Source organism: Exiguobacterium sp. S22-S28, assembly GCF_043359615.1.
Taxonomy (GTDB): Bacteria; Bacillota; Bacilli; order Exiguobacteriales; family Exiguobacteriaceae; genus Exiguobacterium_A.
The window spans coordinates 51,404-69,412 of sequence record NZ_JBHFFC010000026.1 but is presented as its reverse complement, the minus strand read 5'-3'; the positions used below and the strand labels follow the sequence as shown (position 1 = coordinate 69,412).

The 18,009-nt window shown below is 49.7% G+C and carries 18 protein-coding genes; 12 read left to right on the top strand and 6 right to left on the bottom strand.

The annotated features are described in order from the left end of the window. The first annotated feature begins 47 nt into the window (after nucleotides 1–47). The 7 genes from ACHA8N_RS06995 to ACHA8N_RS06965 all read left to right on the top strand — a co-directional run bounded on the left by ACHA8N_RS06995 (nucleotide 48) and on the right by ACHA8N_RS06965 (nucleotide 10,132). Complete coding sequence (locus ACHA8N_RS06995) at nucleotides 48–2,765, top strand: bifunctional 2',3'-cyclic-nucleotide 2'-phosphodiesterase/3'-nucleotidase (protein ID WP_393965243.1); 2,718 nt, start codon at nucleotides 48–50, stop codon at nucleotides 2,763–2,765. Nucleotides 2,766–2,849: 84 nt separating this feature from the next. Continuing rightward, entirely contained in the window at nucleotides 2,850–3,365 is a 516-nt protein-coding gene (locus ACHA8N_RS06990; protein ID WP_393965242.1) for a GrpB family protein, read from the top strand. Further along, a complete protein-coding gene (locus ACHA8N_RS06985) occupies nucleotides 3,358–3,804 on the top strand; it encodes a DinB family protein (protein WP_147511371.1) in 447 nt (148 codons plus the stop codon). Before ACHA8N_RS06990 ends, ACHA8N_RS06985 begins: the two co-directional genes overlap by 8 nt. Before the next feature lie 12 nt (nucleotides 3,805–3,816). Next, a complete protein-coding gene (locus tag ACHA8N_RS06980) occupies nucleotides 3,817–4,686 on the top strand; it encodes an alpha/beta fold hydrolase (protein WP_147511370.1) in 870 nt (289 codons plus the stop codon). 163 nt (nucleotides 4,687–4,849) lie between these two features. Beyond that, nucleotides 4,850–5,974 carry a GTP-binding protein gene (locus ACHA8N_RS06975; protein ID WP_393965241.1) on the top strand — a complete coding sequence of 375 codons (1,125 nt, stop codon included), beginning with the start codon at nucleotides 4,850–4,852 and terminating at the stop codon, nucleotides 5,972–5,974. A 103-nt stretch (nucleotides 5,975–6,077) separates the two neighbouring features. Further along, a complete protein-coding gene (locus ACHA8N_RS06970; RefSeq protein WP_147511368.1) occupies nucleotides 6,078–7,601 on the top strand; it encodes a cardiolipin synthase in 1,524 nt (507 codons plus the stop codon). Nucleotides 7,602–7,756: 155 nt separating this feature from the next. After that, entirely contained in the window at nucleotides 7,757–10,132 is a 2,376-nt protein-coding gene (locus ACHA8N_RS06965) for a glycoside hydrolase family 31 protein (RefSeq protein WP_393965240.1), read from the top strand. A 142-nt stretch (nucleotides 10,133–10,274) separates the two neighbouring features. On the opposite strand, the gene ACHA8N_RS06960 is transcribed toward ACHA8N_RS06965, so the two are convergent. From ACHA8N_RS06960 to ACHA8N_RS06950, 3 genes are all read right to left on the bottom strand, one after another. After that, nucleotides 10,275–10,478 (bottom strand): hypothetical protein, encoded by a 204-nt coding sequence (locus tag ACHA8N_RS06960; RefSeq protein WP_393965239.1) that lies wholly within the window; start codon nucleotides 10,476–10,478, stop codon nucleotides 10,275–10,277. A 130-nt stretch (nucleotides 10,479–10,608) separates the two neighbouring features. After that, nucleotides 10,609–11,193, bottom strand: a complete 585-nt coding sequence (locus ACHA8N_RS06955) for a DUF1643 domain-containing protein (protein WP_393965238.1) — start codon at nucleotides 11,191–11,193, stop codon at nucleotides 10,609–10,611. A gap of 14 nt (nucleotides 11,194–11,207) precedes the next feature. Next, the gene (locus ACHA8N_RS06950) at nucleotides 11,208–11,891 is read right to left on the bottom strand and encodes a lytic transglycosylase domain-containing protein (RefSeq protein ID WP_393965237.1); all 684 of its coding nucleotides are present in this window, start codon (nucleotides 11,889–11,891) and stop codon (nucleotides 11,208–11,210) included. A 344-nt stretch (nucleotides 11,892–12,235) separates the two neighbouring features. Here ACHA8N_RS06950 and ACHA8N_RS06945 point away from each other — a divergent pair, with 344 nt between their 5' ends. Further along, entirely contained in the window at nucleotides 12,236–12,658 is a 423-nt protein-coding gene (locus ACHA8N_RS06945; protein ID WP_147511363.1) for a hypothetical protein, read from the top strand. A gap of 148 nt (nucleotides 12,659–12,806) precedes the next feature. On the opposite strand, the gene ACHA8N_RS06940 is transcribed toward ACHA8N_RS06945, so the two are convergent. From ACHA8N_RS06940 to ACHA8N_RS06930, 3 genes are all read right to left on the bottom strand, one after another. Then, nucleotides 12,807–13,706 carry a hypothetical protein gene (locus tag ACHA8N_RS06940; protein WP_393965236.1) on the bottom strand — a complete coding sequence of 300 codons (900 nt, stop codon included), beginning with the start codon at nucleotides 13,704–13,706 and terminating at the stop codon, nucleotides 12,807–12,809. 95 nt (nucleotides 13,707–13,801) lie between these two features. Continuing rightward, on the bottom strand, nucleotides 13,802–14,008 hold the full coding sequence (locus ACHA8N_RS06935; RefSeq protein ID WP_393965235.1) for a DUF2922 domain-containing protein: 207 nt from the start codon (nucleotides 14,006–14,008) through the stop codon (nucleotides 13,802–13,804). Nucleotides 14,009–14,041: 33 nt separating this feature from the next. After that, nucleotides 14,042–14,269, bottom strand: a complete 228-nt coding sequence (locus ACHA8N_RS06930; protein WP_147511360.1) for a DUF1659 domain-containing protein — start codon at nucleotides 14,267–14,269, stop codon at nucleotides 14,042–14,044. Between the two features lie 67 nt (nucleotides 14,270–14,336). Between ACHA8N_RS06930 and ACHA8N_RS06925 the strand changes: the two genes are divergently transcribed. From ACHA8N_RS06925 to ACHA8N_RS06910, 4 genes are all read left to right on the top strand, one after another. Next, nucleotides 14,337–15,332, top strand: a complete 996-nt coding sequence (locus tag ACHA8N_RS06925) for a potassium channel family protein (RefSeq protein ID WP_393965234.1) — start codon at nucleotides 14,337–14,339, stop codon at nucleotides 15,330–15,332. A gap of 67 nt (nucleotides 15,333–15,399) precedes the next feature. Continuing rightward, nucleotides 15,400–16,092 carry a hypothetical protein gene (locus ACHA8N_RS06920; protein ID WP_147511358.1) on the top strand — a complete coding sequence of 231 codons (693 nt, stop codon included), beginning with the start codon at nucleotides 15,400–15,402 and terminating at the stop codon, nucleotides 16,090–16,092. A 59-nt stretch (nucleotides 16,093–16,151) separates the two neighbouring features. Further along, nucleotides 16,152–16,568, top strand: coding sequence for a hypothetical protein (locus ACHA8N_RS06915; RefSeq protein WP_147511357.1), 417 nt, complete (start codon nucleotides 16,152–16,154; stop codon nucleotides 16,566–16,568). A gap of 61 nt (nucleotides 16,569–16,629) precedes the next feature. Then, entirely contained in the window at nucleotides 16,630–17,973 is a 1,344-nt protein-coding gene (locus ACHA8N_RS06910; RefSeq protein ID WP_147511356.1) for a S8 family peptidase, read from the top strand. Nucleotides 17,974–18,009 lie beyond the last annotated feature (36 nt).

Genomic DNA, 18,009 nt, shown 5'->3' with positions numbered 1-18,009 from the left:
GCGTGTTAAATTAGTTGAGCAGTCATTTATACTTAGGGGGAAATCAGATGAAACAAGTCACGAAAATCGTCATTGCCAGCACGTTGATCGCACCGATGCTTGCGCCCGTCATTCAAGTCAAGACACTCGCCGCCGACAACAGCGTCGTCAAACTTCGTTTTTTAGAGACCACTGATTTACATACAAACTCAATGAACTACGATTATTTCAAGGATGCGCAGGATGAGTCGATTGGACTTGTCAAAGCAGCGACCGTCATCAAACAAGAGCAGAACGTCGTCGGGGAATCAAACAGCTTCCTGTTTGATAACGGAGATACACTGCAAGGGACACCGTTTGGCGACTACGTCAAAAACGAATACGACAAAGGCAACAAAGGCAAACATCCGATGTATGAGTTGATGGAATACCTCGGTTATGACGCCGTCACCCTCGGGAACCACGAGTTCAACTTCGGACTCGACTTCTTGAAAAATGCGATGGGTGCGTCTAAAGGCGAAATTAAGTTCGTGAACTCGAACGTCCTCGATGCCGTCACGAAAAAACCGATCGTCTCGGACTACAATGAAGACGGCAAAGATTATCAAATCATCGAACGCCAAGTCAAGGATCAAAACGGTCAGATGAAAACGGTCAAGGTGGGTGTCTTTGGAGTCGTCACACCACAAATCATGGCGTGGGATGCCGGCAACCTGACCGGGAAAGTCACGGCCGAAGATATCATTCCGACGGCCAAAGCAACAGCGAAGAAATTAAAAGACGCCGGTGCAGACGTCGTCGTCGCACTCGGACACACGGGAATCGGGGATACGACGGACCAAAAAGACGGCGACGAGAACGTGGGTTATGCGCTGACGAAAATCGCCGACATCGATGTTTTGATGACCGGTCACCAGCACGGAAAGTTCCCGGCAACAGATTCGGCATTTAATAAATTGCCGAACGTCGATGCAGCAAACGGTCTCATCAACGGCAAACCGGTCGTCATGGCGAACACGCAAGGGAAAAACGTCGGTGTGATCGATTTGCAGTTAAAACAAGACGGCGATAAATGGGTCGTGGATACATCGGCTGCGAAACTGGCGGACGTCACAAAAGAGACGACAGCAGATGCCGGTGCCGTCAAGTTGATTGAAAAGGCGCATGCCGGAACACTCGCCTACATCCGTCAGCAAGTCGGAACGATCAACGACGATATCCAAAGCTTCTTTGCCCTCGTCAAAGATGATGATTCTGTCCAGTTTGTCACGAACGCGCAAAAATGGTACGTCGAGAAACAACTAAAAGACAATGCGGATCTCGCACAGTATAAAGATTTGCCACTCCTGTCTGCCGGTGCACCGTTCAAAACAGGCGGCCGGAACCAAGTCAATGCGTCTGACTATACGTTAATCAAAAAAGGTCCGATTGCCTTGAAGAATGTTGCCGATCTTTATGTTTATCCGAACACGCTTGAAGTCGTCAAAGTCACAGGATCTGACGTCAAGAACTGGCTCGAAATGTCAGCCGGTCAATTCAATGAAGTGACGGATGCAAAAACAGACTTGCTGAACAAAGACTTCCGCAGCTATAACTTTGATATTTTGGACGGCTTGACGTACGAAATCGATATCACGAAACCGGCGAAGTATGACTTCAACGGCGTCGTCGTTAATGAAACGGCGAATCGTGTCCAAAACATCAAGTACCAAGGCAAGGCAATCAAAAACGATCAAGAATTCCTCGTCGCAACCAACAACTACCGTGCCGGCAGCGCCAGCTTCCCGGGTCTCGGCGGCGGAAAGAACATCGTCTACAAGTCAGCGTATGAAACGCGAAACGTTATCTCGGACTTCATCAAAGCAAAACAACCGGTCAACTATCAAGCGGATGATAACTGGTCACTTGTCGCGAGCAAACCGGTCACGGTCGACTTTGATTCAGCAGAAGCAGCAGCGGACTATACGAAACGGTATGAAGGCATCACGAACACAGGTGTCAAACGGGCTGGTGAGACAGGTTCATTCTTGAAATTTAAGTTAGACGTGCCAATGAAAAACTTCAACGTTAGTGTCAGTGCCGTCAAACCGGGAGCAAAAACAGTGACAGGAACAGCCGTCGCAGGTGCAAAAGTGACGGTGAAACGCGGGACGACGGTCCTCGGTACAGCGACAACGGATCAAAAGGGCAAGTATGCGGTCACGGTTCGTCCGGTCAAACTGCGTGACAAGCTGACAGTCGTTTCAGAACTCGGATTCATGAAAACTGAAAAAACGATTACGGTCGGAACGGGCGTCGTCGCGACACCTGCCATCGATAAAAAGTCAGCTGTTTACGGTTCGACAGTCCTAACAGGAAAAGCAACAGAAGGGCTGGATGTCACGCTTTACAAAGGTTCGACGAAAATCGCCAAAGCGAAGACGACGGCAAGCGGCTTCAAGATTCCGGTTAAAGACGGCTTGAAGATCGGTACGTATACGGTGAAGTCGACAGATATCTCAAACAAATTTACGAAAAAAGCATCGTTTACGATCAAAAATACGTATCCGGTCAAACAATGGACAGGCAAAAAGACGTTGACGGGTAAAGTCGAAAAACGTCAAATCGTCCGTTTGTTCGAAAAAACAAGCAACGGCTACAAATTGATTGCGCAAGACGTTGCCGACAACCACGGTAACTATGTCTTGAAGATGCGGACCGGTCTTGCGACGGGTTCATACAAGATGAATATCTATACAGCATCTGACCGTCTCGATCAATCACGTTACTTCATCACGAAAAAATAATGCAGTAAAACGGCTTCTCATATGAGGAGTCGTTTTAGTTTTTGGGAAAAAACTGGCATACTACAGACGAGGGGAGAGATTTGAATGAGACAAGTCATCGTCACACCGTATCAAGCATCGTGGTCGGAAGCGTTTAAGCAGGAAGCGGACCGGCTGGAAACAATCTTCGCGGAACGTCTGCTCACGGTTCACCATATCGGCAGCACGTCGGTTCCGGGATTGTCAGCAAAACCGATTTTGGATATCCTGCCGGTCGTCGACTCGCTCGAAGGCATCGAAACCTATAATGCGGCAATGGAAGCCATCGGTTACGAAGTCAAAGGCGAATTCGGAATGCCGGGTCGTCGGTATTACCGCAAAGGCGGAGATCACCGGACACATCATGTTCATCTTTATGCGAGCGGGAATCCGGAAATTACCCGTCACGTTGTCTTTCGTGATTACTTGCGGGAACACCCGCAGGAAGTCGAAGCATACAGTACAATCAAAGAGGAACTGGCGAACCATCATCCGGAAGACATCAGTGCCTACATTGCCGGAAAGGACACTTTTGTTAAAGAGATGGAGCAACGGGCATTTGCCTGGTGGTTGCATGAATGACTGGCAGGAGGCACTTGACCGGCATGTTCGTGTCGGGGTCCGGACGACACGTAGTCTGATCCGATTAATTCGGTCGGAGGACTGGGACAAACGACCGGTTCCCGGGAAGCGGTCGGTGTATGAAGTGGCGGTCCATCTGGCGGTTTTGCTCGAAGCCGATCTACGGATAGCAACGGGAGGGACGGCAGACGAAATGGCTCAATTTTATGCCATCCCGGTACCGCCTGACCAACTTGTCGACCGGCTGGAACAATCGTGGCAGTATTATCAAGACCGATCTGCGACCGGTTTCTCAACGAAAACGACCTATTGGGGAGTGACTGACAGCTCGACCGGCTGGTTACTGGAAGCAGCCGTTCATTTGTATCATCACCGGTCACAATTGTTTGATTACTTAAACCTGCTTGGTTATGACATCAAGTTGGATTTGTTTGAATAGGAGAGGATTGAAATGGAAAGAATTGTGGATACAGCGGACGGGCGATTTGATACACGATTAACGGGGACGGGAAATGTGACGTTCATCCTTGATCACGGCATGATGTCGAGCCATTATCAATGGGGATGGCTCCGCGGAGAACTGTTAAAACAGGGACGGGTCTTTGAATACTCGCGGCTCGGGTACGGAAAATCGACGCGCGGTAAAACGAAACGATTATTTACGCAACAAGCGGACGAACTGGAGCGGGTCCTTGATCTGCTGGCGATTCGCGGACCGTTCGTCTTCATCGGACACTCACTCGGCGCATACATCTCACTTGAACTCGGACGCCGTCGACCGGACGACACAGCAGGGATTGTTTTACTGGACCCGTCGCATCCGGAAGTCGATGCGGAATTGCCAAACTGGTACGAACGGACGCAAGAGGAATGGAACCGCTTTTTGTATGGACTCAGTCATGTTCGACCCATCGCTTGGTTGATCCCCGATAATCTCGGCGCGCGGATGTTCACGAGTCTGCCGGAAGCGGACCGGGTGCCGATGTGGCGGAACATGGCTCGGAAAAATCATTGGCGGGGGACACTGGACGAATGGCAGGCGGTTGAGGCAAACAATCAGCACGTCTTAGAGGTCGTTGAGCATATTACGCCGCCGGTCCTGGTGTTATCGGCATCGGACTGGGCCGGCGGAATGCCGGAGAAATGGTTGCATCCGGAGCTGACGAAACGGATCAATGCCGCGCATGAACGGTTTGCCCGCAGTTTACCGAATGCAATGTTCCATGTGATTCCAAAAACGAATCATTATACGATTGCCGGATTTTCTCAGGAGGCGGCGGGAACAATCGTCCGGTTGATGCGGACCTCGTTTTTTGAGTAAGCGACACAAATCATCATTACACGATAGGCTTTTTCCGACCCGGTATCACAGACCGGAACGGGGAAAGCTTTTTTATCGGGACAAAATCAGTTGACAGGATAAATCGGAACGATTACTATTTAAAACGTAATGATTACGATTTGACTAAAAAGGAGTTTTTTCTATGCATCCGATTCCCATCACTGTTCTGTCCGGTTATCTCGGTTCCGGTAAGACAACGGTATTGAACCATTTACTGAACAACCGACAAGGGCGAAAACTTGCCATCATCGTCAACGATATGAGCGAAGTCAATATCGATGCAACATTGATCGAGCAAGGCGGTTTCTCGCGCACAGAAGAATCGTTTGTCACGTTATCGAACGGTTGCATCTGCTGTACGTTACGAGATGATTTATTGCTAGAAGTCCGGCGTCTGGTCGATCAAGGTAATATCGACGGCATCGTCATCGAATCGAGCGGCATCTCGGAGCCGATTCCGGTTGCGCAAACCTTTACATACCTCGATGAAGACAGTCAGATTGATTTGACGGAAACGACGAAAATCAATGCGATGGTGACGGTCATCGACGGCTATCGGTTCTTGAAGGACTTTGAATCCGGCGAATCCCTGATTGAACGGCAACAGGCGGTCGACGAGACGGACGTCCGTGAAGTCGTGGATCTGCTGGTCGATCAGGTCGAGTTCGCCGATATCATTTTATTGAATAAGATCGACCGGTTGACGGAGGACGAAAAGCACGATGTCATCGGCTATTTGAAGGCATTGAATCCGATTGCCAAACTGATCGAGACGACACACGGGCAGGTTGATCCGGCCGAGATTCTGGACGTCGATCTGTTTGATTTCGAACAGGCGGCGGCGAGTGCCGGTTGGATTCGCGAGCTGAATGCCGAGGAACATATTCCGGAAACGGAAGAGTACGGAATCAGTTCGTTCGTTTACAAACGGGATGTTCCGTTTCACCCGGAACGGTTGCTGGCCTTGATTGAGGCGTGGCCGGAAGAAGTTGTCCGCGCCAAAGGCTTTTTGTATCTGGCGACCCGTCCGGAAATCGCTTTGCTGTTCCATCAAGCGGGATATGCGTCGAACATGGAATATGCCGGTCGTTTCGAAAGTATCAACGATCGCCGGACGGAACTGGTCTTGATCGGCATCGGTTTTGATCAACAGATACTCGAAGCGAAGTTCGACGCCTGCCTCGTCCAGAAAGACGAAACGGATTGGGCCAGCTTGAGTGATCCGATTCCGGGTCGCGAGATGTACGACATGAATTTTTCAAAATAGGTCAACTTTTAAAGAAATCACATCCGTGGTTTCTTTTTTTGCTATATTTTTAAAGGAGACAGGGAAATAGAACAATAGAGTACGTTGCAGAGGAGGAAGTCTAGTGCGCAATCGGATTTTACAGTTCGCGCTCGTGTTTTTAGTCGCAGGGGGAATCATTTGGGGGCTATATCAATTAGGCTACCTGTTTTATGTCCTGACGATTTCCGCGACCGTCGTACCACTTGCCGTCATCATGATCATCTTCATCGAGAACCGGACAGCGGAATCGACGATTGCCTGGTTTTTAGTTTTGATCTTCTTACCGATTCTAGGTGTCATCATCTGGATGATGTTTGGGCGAAATCCGCGTCGCCGGCGCCGGAACCGGCGGTCGCATGACGAGCGGACCTTGCTGAAACAGGCGATTCGTCCGGTCCGGTCGCTTGCCGTCAGCGAGTTGCCACCAAATCATTTGAAACTTGCCAACACGATCCGCAACTTCGGTGGCGGCGGGGTGGATGTCCACACGGCGAGTCAAATCCTGACGAACGGTAGCGAGACGTTTCCGGAAATCCTTCGGGCGATTCGTTCTGCCGAACATCATGTCCACATTCAGTACTACATTTACCGCAACGACGAGACCGGTCAAGCGATCCGGGAAGCATTGATCGAGCGTTTGAACGCCGGCGTCGAAGTCCGGTTCATGTTTGACGGACTCGGCAGCTATATGCTCGGAGAAGGGTTTTTGAAACCGCTCCGGGAAGCCGGGGCGAAGATTGCGGCGTATGACCCGATTTCGAGTCCGTTGTTCATCTTTACGGCCAACTTCCGCAATCACCGGAAAATCGTCGTCGTCGACGGGAAAGTAGGCTTTACCGGTGGACTAAACGTCGGTGATGAATACGATGGCAAAAGTAAGAAGTTTGGTTTTTGGCGTGACACGCATCTCCGTTTGGAAGGGCGGGCGGTCAAGGAATTGCAGGCGACGTTCCTCGATGATTGGTTGTATGCGCACCTCGAAGGCAATGACACGTGGGAGACGTTTGCCGGTGACGAAGCGATACACCATTACTTCCCGAAACATGATGTCGAGTCGGACGGTGCGGTACAGGTCGTGACGAGCGGACCGACATCTAAAGATCCGGCGATCCGGAATGCTCTGATTGCCGCCATCATTTCGGCTCAACGGTCAATTTGGATCTCGACGCCGTACTTGATTCCGGATAACGAAACGATGACATTACTTCGTCTCGCGGCACGCGCCGGGTTGGATGTCCGGATTCTGACGCCGGGCAAAGGTGACAGTTTCACATCTTACTACGGCACGCGATCCTATTTTGGCCCGTTGTTGAATGACGGTGTCAAGATTTATACGTATAACCGTCATTTCGTCCATGCCAAACTGTTTCTCGTCGACGGAAAGATTGCCGTCGTCGGAACGGCGAACATGGATATCCGGAGTTTCGTCTTGAACTACGAATTGATGGCATTTATGTATGATTCCGAGAGTGCCGCCCGGCTTGAGCGTGACTTTATTGATGATTTTGACGTTTCAATCCAGCTGTCTTCGGCGAATTATGTGAAGCGACCGATGCGGTTCCGAATCTTCGAATCGTTTTCGCGTCTGATTTCACCGTTGTTATAATGTTCACAGCATCGTCCTCATTTCTGTAGGGGGCGGTGCTTTTTGATTAGCTGTCACTTGAAACGGGAACAACAAGTTTTATACACTACTAGTGTAATCGGTTGCACATTCATTTTTGGAAGGAAGTGACAAGGGCGTTCGCGTCCTGATCCCGTATGCGCACAATTGACGAATCCCATTTCTATACCCGAGACATGAAACCAGTGGCACGACCAGAAGCGATTGTCCAAGGCGACACGTATCGCTTCACCGTTTTAACAAGTCGTCTCATCCGACTCGAGTACGCAGCGGACGGACAATTCGAGGATCGACCAACCCAAACCGTGTGGTACCGTGATTTTCCGGTTCCTTCTTACCGGATCGTCGAAGACGAAACCGAACTGCAAATCATTACGGAACACGTCCACCTGCACTATACGAAAGGTCCGTTTGCGTCGAACACGCTGTACATCGACGTCCTTGGGAACTTCAGTACGTATTACAGCCGCTACACGTACGGCGGACCGCTCCGGACTTTAAAAGGAACAGCGCGGACGCTTGACCACGCTGACGGGGCGATTCCGCTGGAAGAAGGAATCATCTCCCGCCAAGGATACGCGGCAATTGATGACTCCGCCTCGTTCGTCTTGACGGACGATCACTTCGTTGAACCGCGTCAAGAAGGTGCACAAGACATCTATTACTTTGGCTACGGGCACGACTACAAACAGGCGTTAAAAGACTTTTACCGGTTGACCGGTCCGACTCCGATGTTGCCGCGGCAAGTGCTCGGGAACTGGTGGAGCCGCTACTGGCGTTATAACGAAAAAGAATACAAGGATTTAATGAACCGTTTCAAAGCGGAAGACGTTCCGTTTTCGGTCAGTGTCATCGACATGGACTGGCACGTGACGGACATTCCGGAGAAGTACGGCAGCGGTTGGACGGGCTACACGTGGAACCGCGATCTGTTCCCGGATCCAAAAGGATTCCTGCAATGGCTGAAAGACGACGACCGGATGGTGACACTTAACCTGCACCCGGCGGACGGCGTCCGTGGATTCGAGGAAGCGTATGAGGCGATGGCCGTTGCGATGGGGGTCGATCCGGATACGGAAGACCGGATTCCGTTCGACTTTTCAGATCGCGATTTCATTGAAAACTATTTTACGAAACTGCATCACCCGCATGAAGCCGACGGCGTTGATTTCTGGTGGATCGACTGGCAGCAAGGCGCGAACTCGAAGATGAAGGGGCTTGATCCGCTATGGATGCTCAATCATTATCATGCCCTTGACATCGCGCGGGACGGCAACCGTCCGTTGATCTTCTCACGGTATGCCGGACCCGGCAGTCACCGCTATCCGGTCGGTTTCTCAGGAGATACGTTGATTTCGTGGGCATCACTGAAATTCCAACCGTATTTCACGGCGACGGCATCAAACATCGGCTACGGCTGGTGGAGTCATGATATCGGGGGACACCAGCGTGGCGAGAAGGACGACGAACTGTCGACGCGTTGGCTCCAGTACGGTGTCTTCAGCCCGATTATGCGTCTCCACAGTACGATGAGTATCTTTAATGGGAAAGAGCCGTGGCGGTACTCGGTCGAGTCGGAACAAGTGATGAAGAAATACCTGCGTCTGCGGCACCAACTTGTCCCGTACATCTATACGATGAATGCCCGGAATCACTTTGACGGTCTGCCGCTCGTCTCACCGATGTACTATGAGCATCCGGAAGAGGAACTGGCGTATGCCGTTCCGAACCAATATTACTTCGGAACGGAATTGATGGTCACGCCGATCGTCGAACCGATGAATCCGAACTTGCATGTCGCAGCGACGACTGCCTGGTTACCGGACGGCGAATGGTTTGATTTCTTCACCGGTCACCGCTATACGGGTGGCAAACAGATGCGGTTGTTCCGCAAACTCGAAGATCAAGGAGTTCTGGCAAAGGCCGGGGCAATCGTTCCGCTTGGTCAACACCTTGAACATTCGAACGCGCTGCACAATCCGGATCATCTTGAATTGCTTGTCTTCCCGGGTGCGTCGAACCGCTTCACGTTATTTGAAGATGATAACGTCGGTGTCGCACACCGGGATGGAGAAAATGTCGAAACAGCATTTGAGCTGGACTGGGCGTCACGGACCCTGACGATCGCAACACCATTCGGCAAACGGGAACTGTTGCCGGAAAAACGTAAGGTGACACTGATTCTGCGCGGTGTTAATGAAGGACACGTTTCCCGAGATGGGGAAGTCCTGCCGAGCCGTTATGATCACCAGACCCAATCGTTGTCGGTTGAACTTGGTGAACTCGGGGAGACGCAAGTCCTGTCGCTTCAAGTCGATATGTCGACGAATGATAACCGGATGGAGCGGTTGTATACGTTTCTCGATCAGGCGGAGATCGGCTATGATCTGAAGGACCGCTTGTACCGGTTGTTGTCGCAGCGTTTGGAACCGGTCAACTTGATGCATCAGCTTCAGGCGTTTGATCTGGAAAAGGATCTTGTCGACTGCCTGCTTGAAATCATGTTGTTCTAAAAACAAAGCAAGATCGTGCAACATCTCACGCTCTTTTCATCCGCTTTTCTCTGTAGGAGCCGGGTGAAGAGTAGTGAAACTCACGAAAATAAAAAAGAAGCGGTGGACACGTCCATCGCTTCTTTTTGATGCAAACATCAATTCACGTACTAATCGTTTCGGTTCTTGACCACGTGTTTTCAAAATCTATTGAGGCAGCATTACAAACGACAGATCCTCCGTGTTGTTCTGATAATTTTTCGAGGTAGCCTTGAAAACGACCGACAATTTCGTGCTGAATCCGGTGGATGTCCGATTCAAGTAAAGCAGGGGCGATAAATTCATCCTCTTCATTCCAAAATGACAAAGTGCCTAACTTTCCTTCTAGTCGTATTTAAGTGACGGTATCTTTGTGAGATAGGAGAAAAAGTAGACAGTCTACAAAAAAAGGTGTTCTTCCGCAACAATCATACGGGAAGAACACCTGCCGAGCAGAATTATTTACTACGCTTTAACTTCTTCGCTTTTAACTTCATGTCCTGATACGTGATCATCGGACTGTCGTCGACGGTCAAACGAAGGTGGTTCGGTTCACCTTTTGAGGTGATGCCGGAACAATAGAGGATATCGGCATACTGCTCAAACAGCTTTTCGTAAGCCGGCAAATGGTGCATCAAGCGCCCGGGTGATCCCCAACCGCATAAGACGACACCGTTCTTTTCCTTGACGTGACGCAACGTCTGTTCGACGAACTCGTAATTGAGTTCATCAAAACTCGCCTGGGCAAACGGTAAATCCTCACTGACGAGCAAATCGGGCATTAAACTGATGATGTCGTACTGACGGACCGGACCCTCGACGTATTTTTTCATCAGGTTGTAAGCACGCTGGGTCGTCGTTCCGGATAAAAAGGCATCCGTCGTCCGCGGCGTGTAAATCAAAGCGGCGACATGAGTGCCGTCTTCAACATCATCAAAAATGTAACTCCGTAAATAGCGTTTCGTTTTTGCGTCGTCAAACGTCGTTTGGACGCGAATCGACGATTCCTCAATCGTCAATGTCGAACGATCGGGTTGTGTCATGGTGGTGCCTCCTTTTAGTTGGTCAAACGTAAGCTGATGCGAAGGAGTTGGGCAAGTGTCTGTTTCTTGAAATCGAGCGCGTTCACATCAATCGGCTCGATTTGTTGTTGATAGTCATCGTATTGGTCGAGGACGTCGCTGACATACTGTTCACTGCGATTGTATTCAAACAGGGCAGATTCAAGCGTCGCTCGATCGGAACTTTTCGTGACGTCATGCTGATTGAGGTACTTGGCTGCCGTATGGGCGCTGTCCGTCAAATCCGTCGGATCGGCTTTGCCGTCTCCATTTGCATCAACGCCAAGACCACCGTATTGTTTGATGGCGTCCGGATCCGTCAGGTCGATTCCGTCGTGCTCGATGTCACCAAGTGACGTGCCGCCTTCGTATCCCCATCCGACCCATGTTTTTGGCATGAATTGGAACGGACCGATTGCGCCGACCGAAGACTGCATGGCGGACGATTTCGAGAAGATCGTCTCGACGCGGTGAATCGCGGCAAGCAACTTCCAATCGACCCCGTACCGGTCACCGGCTTGTTCGTAGATGTCGATGTTCTCGGCTGGGACACCGGATTGTCCATAATAGGTGCGGTACAATTCATTTTGGACACGTTCCCGGTTTTGCCAGTAGATGATGCTACTACCGATGAGGACGATCAATACGAACAAGATGCTTAATCGAAAAACTTTTCGCATATTGTTCTCTCCTCTTTCTGTGATTCCACTGAATGGTATCACATTTCGTTAGCTGCTAATAGTTTTTTCGTAAAGTCTGTTCTCGGGCAATGATGAGAGCGGTCTCACCACAAGACGGAACGCTGACCGGTTTCAAAAAAGGAAGGGGGATTGCCGTCGAATTGGCTTCGAACTGGCAACGGGCTTGTTAATTACTGACATCGTCAAACCGGTTAAAATTTGATAGACTGAACGTCAGATGAAGTCATCGTTCATTTTTAAGAAATTGACGGTTGCAGGAATCGTCGAATGACTTGTAAAATGAAGAGGTAAACGCTTACACATCAAAGGAGATGGACGAAACCATGCGAACGATCACTTCCACCGGTGAACGAAAGAAAACAAGTTGGACTCTTAATATCGGGAGTCAACCGAAGTTGATGATGGATGGACTGACGGAGAAAGAAACAGATCAAGAACAACGGATCGCCTTCGATCACTTTTACATTCCGACGACGGCTACACTGATTTTTCGGTTCAAGGAACGTTTCCCGAACCATCTCTGCGAGAACGGGTATGATGTGTATGGAGCTGCAGCATTTGATGAACAGGTCGTGGAATTGATTTCGAACTGGTTCATCGAGCTGGTCACGGTTTTGACCGCGATCCAGCGGACGAAAGGTGTCCAGCACTTTTTGATTGAAGGCGGAGTCGCCAAACGGACGGATTTCCTTCCGACCGTGCGCCGGACCTGTCGTGCTTTAGAATCAACAGTGGATATCGCATAATTCGGAAGACGGACGGCAGATGCCGCCCGTCTTTTTTTGTGCCGAAACGACAACAGTCCCGTTCCATCATAAAAAAAGATGAACGGGACTGTTATTAAAAAATGATGGGAACATAAACGAGGAAAAGACGTCCTTCTAGTCGAAAGCCTTACATAGGAGTCGAAAAGTTTTTTTCAGCCGCCCGGCATGCCCGGAGCAAAGCATCTTTAAAGAAACGATCTTCCTGGGACGCAAGCAGACGCGTCGCTTCTTCGTCACCACGCAATGATTTTCCGAGCATTTGAATGACTTTGACCCAGCGCCGGACATGATCGAGCTGAGGGCGGCCCATTGCGACATAGACGGTGAACCAGTCATTTTGATCACGGCGAATCATCCGTTGGAACAATGATTTCGCGAGATCGACTTCTTCCGTCGTCGGTTCCGTCATCGTCTCAAAATATTCCCGGAGTGCGGCAACGGCCGTGACATAGGCTTCCGTAACGTCCGCAGATGGTTGATGTTTCCCGTAATCGGACGTCGACAGATGAATCAAGGCTGGTTTCTTTTCGATGCCGGTGATCCATGCCGTCATCGTTTTACTGCTTTTAACGGCCTGACGATTCGCGACCGGTAATTTCGCTGTCACTTGACCGACTTTTCCGATAACGTTGACTTTTCCATTACGTTCTTGAACTTCGGTCACCATCATTTCGACCGTATCGCCCATCTCGAACGGAATCGCTTTCGGCTGTAGTTTTTCACCGGCCGTCAATGGTGCACGTTTACGGATCATCCGTAACGCTTCCTGCTCCATCCGGTCGTCAAGGGACCACAAATGCTCCGGTGGAACGTTTCGGAAGCGGCGGCGGCGTACTTTGATGTATTGATCGAGAGCGTCCGCGGCCTGATCCCGGGTCATCTCACCGGCAGCGACCGGTCCAATGATGTCGCGTAAGGTGATCGATTCGAGTCGTTCCATGATTCCCTCGAATGGAATCAGCTCCATCACGTAGAGGCTGCTGACGACAAGTTCACATTCGCGGGGCGTAAGAGGGCGTTTGGCCATAAATTGACTTCCTTTCCAATTGCTTGATGATTTCAGTATACCAAAAAAAAGTCACCACCACCTCTACGGGTGATGATGACGGAACTTTTCTTCGGTCAGATGGCGTAAGCCGATTCCGAACTGTTTTGCAGCTCGGCCTGGCTTAACTTCACGATACCGTTATGAAACGGATCGTGATCGACGATCAGTTGGCCGAGTGCTTTGATTTCCGCGACAGATGTCTCGGCCTTTGCGCCTGGCAAACGGAGACGATACGGTTTTTTCAGCGACGTCTCGAATGTTAATACAATCGTGTGTTCCATCAAATTCCTCCTTTAACATGGTGAGTAACGGGATTAAGCGTTAAGTAAAGCGAAATCACGGCTGATTTCCGTATGCGTGTACGAGCCGGCAAGCAATTGTCCAATCGCTTGACCGATCGAAGCTGCGACTTGTGGCTCCAAGTCGGCACGCAGACCATTGAAACGGCGGCGGGCGAGAACCGCGTCTCCGTTCGGTGTCACTTTGTCCTTTCGTTCAAAGACCACAACTAAACTCGTTTTGATTTCTTCGGCTTGTGTCATGTGTATCACCTCCTTCGCCCTTATTGACAGGAGAAAAACAGGAATTGTTCGGAAAGGATGAAAAAAGATGGTGTGGTTACGTTTTTTACGGCGGATGTCCTTTTTAAGGATGCGCACATTGGCATATGCATCGTTTGTTTTTGTGTTCGGGGTGGCGTTCATCATGTATCTCGCGGAACCGGATACGTTCGGTTCGTATTTCCGGGCCGTCTACTGGACGATGACGACGGTCGTGACAGTCGGCTACGGGGACTTTTTCCCGAATACAGACTTCGGGCGCTTCATGACGATTTTCGTTTTTATCTTCGGAATCGGCATCGTCGGCGGTTTGATTTCCAAACTCGTCGATGGTGTCCAACTGATTCGCAATCAAAAGGAAAGAGGGTTACTACAAGTGAAAGAGACGGGACATACGTTAGTGTTTGGTTACAGCCGGCGCTCAAAACACGTCATTGACGAATTGTTGGAAACGACCGATGTGATTTTGATTGATGATCTGGAACGGGAACCGTTCAGTCATCCCCGTTTTCATTATGTCAGCGGGGATCCGGCGCTCGATTCGACCTTGCAGCGGGCGAATATCAAGAAAGCGACCCGGGCGATTGTCCTTGCCGATCATTCGATTCCGCCGGCACTTGCCGACGGCCGGACGTTATTGATCGCAGCCAGTCTTGAACGGGCGAATCCAAACATCTATACGATTGTCGAGATGATGCTTGCTGAGCACCTCGACAGTTTTGAACAGGTCAAGGTAGATGAAGTGTTGCTCGGAGACGAGACGGTTGCTCGGATGGCGATTCTAGCCGCCCATCACCCGGGTGTGACGAAAATCGTGACCAATCTCTTGACGAAAGACGGGGACGGCATGTTTTCAATGGCTGCCAAACCGGAGTGGGTGACATTTCGGGATGCGTTTCATGCGTTGCTTGAGGATGGCGTAACCTTACTGTCGGATGGAAAACGACTCGATTTGAACCAACGGCTCGACGAAACGATCCCGTCCAATACGACATTTATCGTCATGTGCAGTGAAGAGACGGCATTTCGGATCGGTGCCGTTTGAAAAAAGGATTAAGCTAATTCTTTTTCGGGTATAGTAAATAAATTTACTATGCAGAGGAGAAAAGAGTATGACAAACCCACAGCCAGAATGGATTCAGGAATTGTTTGAGACGGTCGATCAAGGAGAATTAAAAGATGTCCCGAAATTACTGTATATGGCGTTAACATTGGAACCAAGTTATTTCACAAAAGCAGTTAGCCGATTAAATCAACGGCTCGAAGTCGAACGGTTACAAGAAGTATCGGAACTGTTGACGGTTTACCGGCAGTTTTTCATCTCCGCCAATCCGTCGGAAGAATACTGGACGATTGCCTGGAATGAATTGATTCAGACGATGCATTATTTCATCGATCGTCCGGAAGCCCAGCAGTTGTTTAAAGAACATATTGATTTGATCGATTGGTGGTCAAGTGAATCGTTATTATCACTGCCGAGTTGGTTAACCATTCTCGACTTGGCGGAACGAATTGACGCCCTCGATCAATTTGCCAGTTACTTACCAGATATATTTGAGAGTTATGCCTTGGAAACGGCGAAGGATGAGCCGTTTGCGCGTCTTGCTTGGTACGCGCTCGCAAGTGGTCAACAGGATTTATTGACACCGTTCCGGGACCGGATCGAGCAGGCGGATGCACCGGCCGTCCGGTCGCTAGGAGATGCGGATTTGCTCGATCAAATTGATACGACGCGTGTCCGTGTGTTAAAGTCTAAGGATAACGAACCGATAGAATTGATGTTTGATCGAAAATGGACATTATAAATTAACCCATAGAAAGTGACATCTAGATACTACACGAATTCAATTCAAGGGGTGTAGGGATGATACACGTCAATTTGCCGCAAGGTGATTATGTCGTTTTGGTTGAAATCAACCGGGAAGTCTTGTTGTGCCACTCACTCGAGGAGGCCGACCAGGCGGAGCGGGATCGATATGAATTGGTCGGTCGGATGAGCGAACGTCTGCCATCCGAAGTGATTGGTCCATCGATTGCTGATTTTGTACGGTTTTCCACCGGATTCATCGGGGAAGCCGTGACGTGGAGCGAGGCGGAAGAAGCTTTTTTCTGCCAACAGTTTGAAACGTTTGACGGTTCGCCGCTCGGAGAAGATCTGACCGGAATTGATGCCAAGCGTTGGCGTGCTGTTCTCGTCCGGTATTATTCTTATGTCACGATCGGAAAAATCATTCCATTTGAAGTCAGCGAAGAGTCCGACGGGACCGTACCGTTTTTCTAGTCCGTTTTTTGGGTCAGCACATCATTCGAATCGGCATGTAAAGAGAAGGGCAGGGTCCACATTGAAAAATAAACTTGCACTACTCACATTTGCTATCGCTGTAGGGTTACCTACTTCTGCGTTCGCTAATTCTCAATATGTGCAGTATGATCCGACATTTACGGAACAACAAAAACAAACGTGGCTTTCGGAGCAGGGACTTCAGGAAGTGCGGGAATTGAAACAAGACGGTTTTTCACTCGTCGAACCATTGCCGCACCTCGATGAATCCGATGTGGAAGCAGAGTTAATTCCGGTCAACGTCGCTGAAAAAGCGATGGATTCCGCTCAATTGCAACAGACATATCTCGATCAATCACGTATTCCTACTTACTGGAAATACAGCCGTGGTAAATCGGATATCCGTGTCGCGATCATTGATGATGCCATCGATGTGAAGCATTCGGAATTTAAGAATGTCATTTATAAAACGACGACGATTTCCGGTATCCGGAAACCGGATGATCACGGGACTCACGTCGCCGGAATCGTTGCAGCGGCAGAAGACGGTAAAGGAATCGTCGGTGTCGCGTCCGGTGTCAAACTGATTGGCGCTGACGTCTTTGATGGTGATATTGCGGAATCAATTGATATCGGGGACGGTATTTTATATGCGATTGCGCAAGGGGCGGATGTGATCAACTTGTCTCTCGGACAATATGAACCCGATCCGTATATGGAAGAAGCCATTAAAAAAGCAGAAGCCAAAAACATCATGGTCGTCAGTGCCGCAGGAAACGACGGGCGCAACAAACTGCTATTTCCTTCTTCGATGAAATCGGTCATTTCCGTTGGTTCAGTCGGGATGCTCGGGCGTGCTTCGACCTTCTCCAATTACGGAAAAGGATTAAACATCATGGCGCCTGGGGAAGGATTGTACTCGACGATTGTCGGCAACAAATACGGTTATCTTGACGGAACATCAATGGCGACTCCGGTCGTCAGTGGTGTCATCGCGCTGGCAAAATCAAAAAATCCGTTTATTTCAAATAATACCTTACGAGATAAGCTGTATGCCGCCGCGGCGAAGAAAAAGGGAGATACAACGTTACACTACGGAACAGGTCGTTTGAATGCCGGAATGCTTGCGACGATTCCCGCACCGATTTCGAAGGTAACCGTTCCTTCTGTTTTAAAGCCAAATCAAACGTTCTCTTTTTACTTTGATGAGTATTCCAATGCCAAGACGTTGACCCGTATTTACAAGGACGGAAAGGTCGTCAAGACGTTTACGAACGAACGCCTTCGAAACGGCACGCACAAGTATACGTATGCTTTGAAAGAAAAAGGAACATACAAACTTGTCTTCGCGACATCGGCCGGACGTCATACGCGGGTGACGGAACGGGTCATTACCGTAAAATAATATAAAAAAAGCCGTCTCCCGGAAGGGGAAACAGCT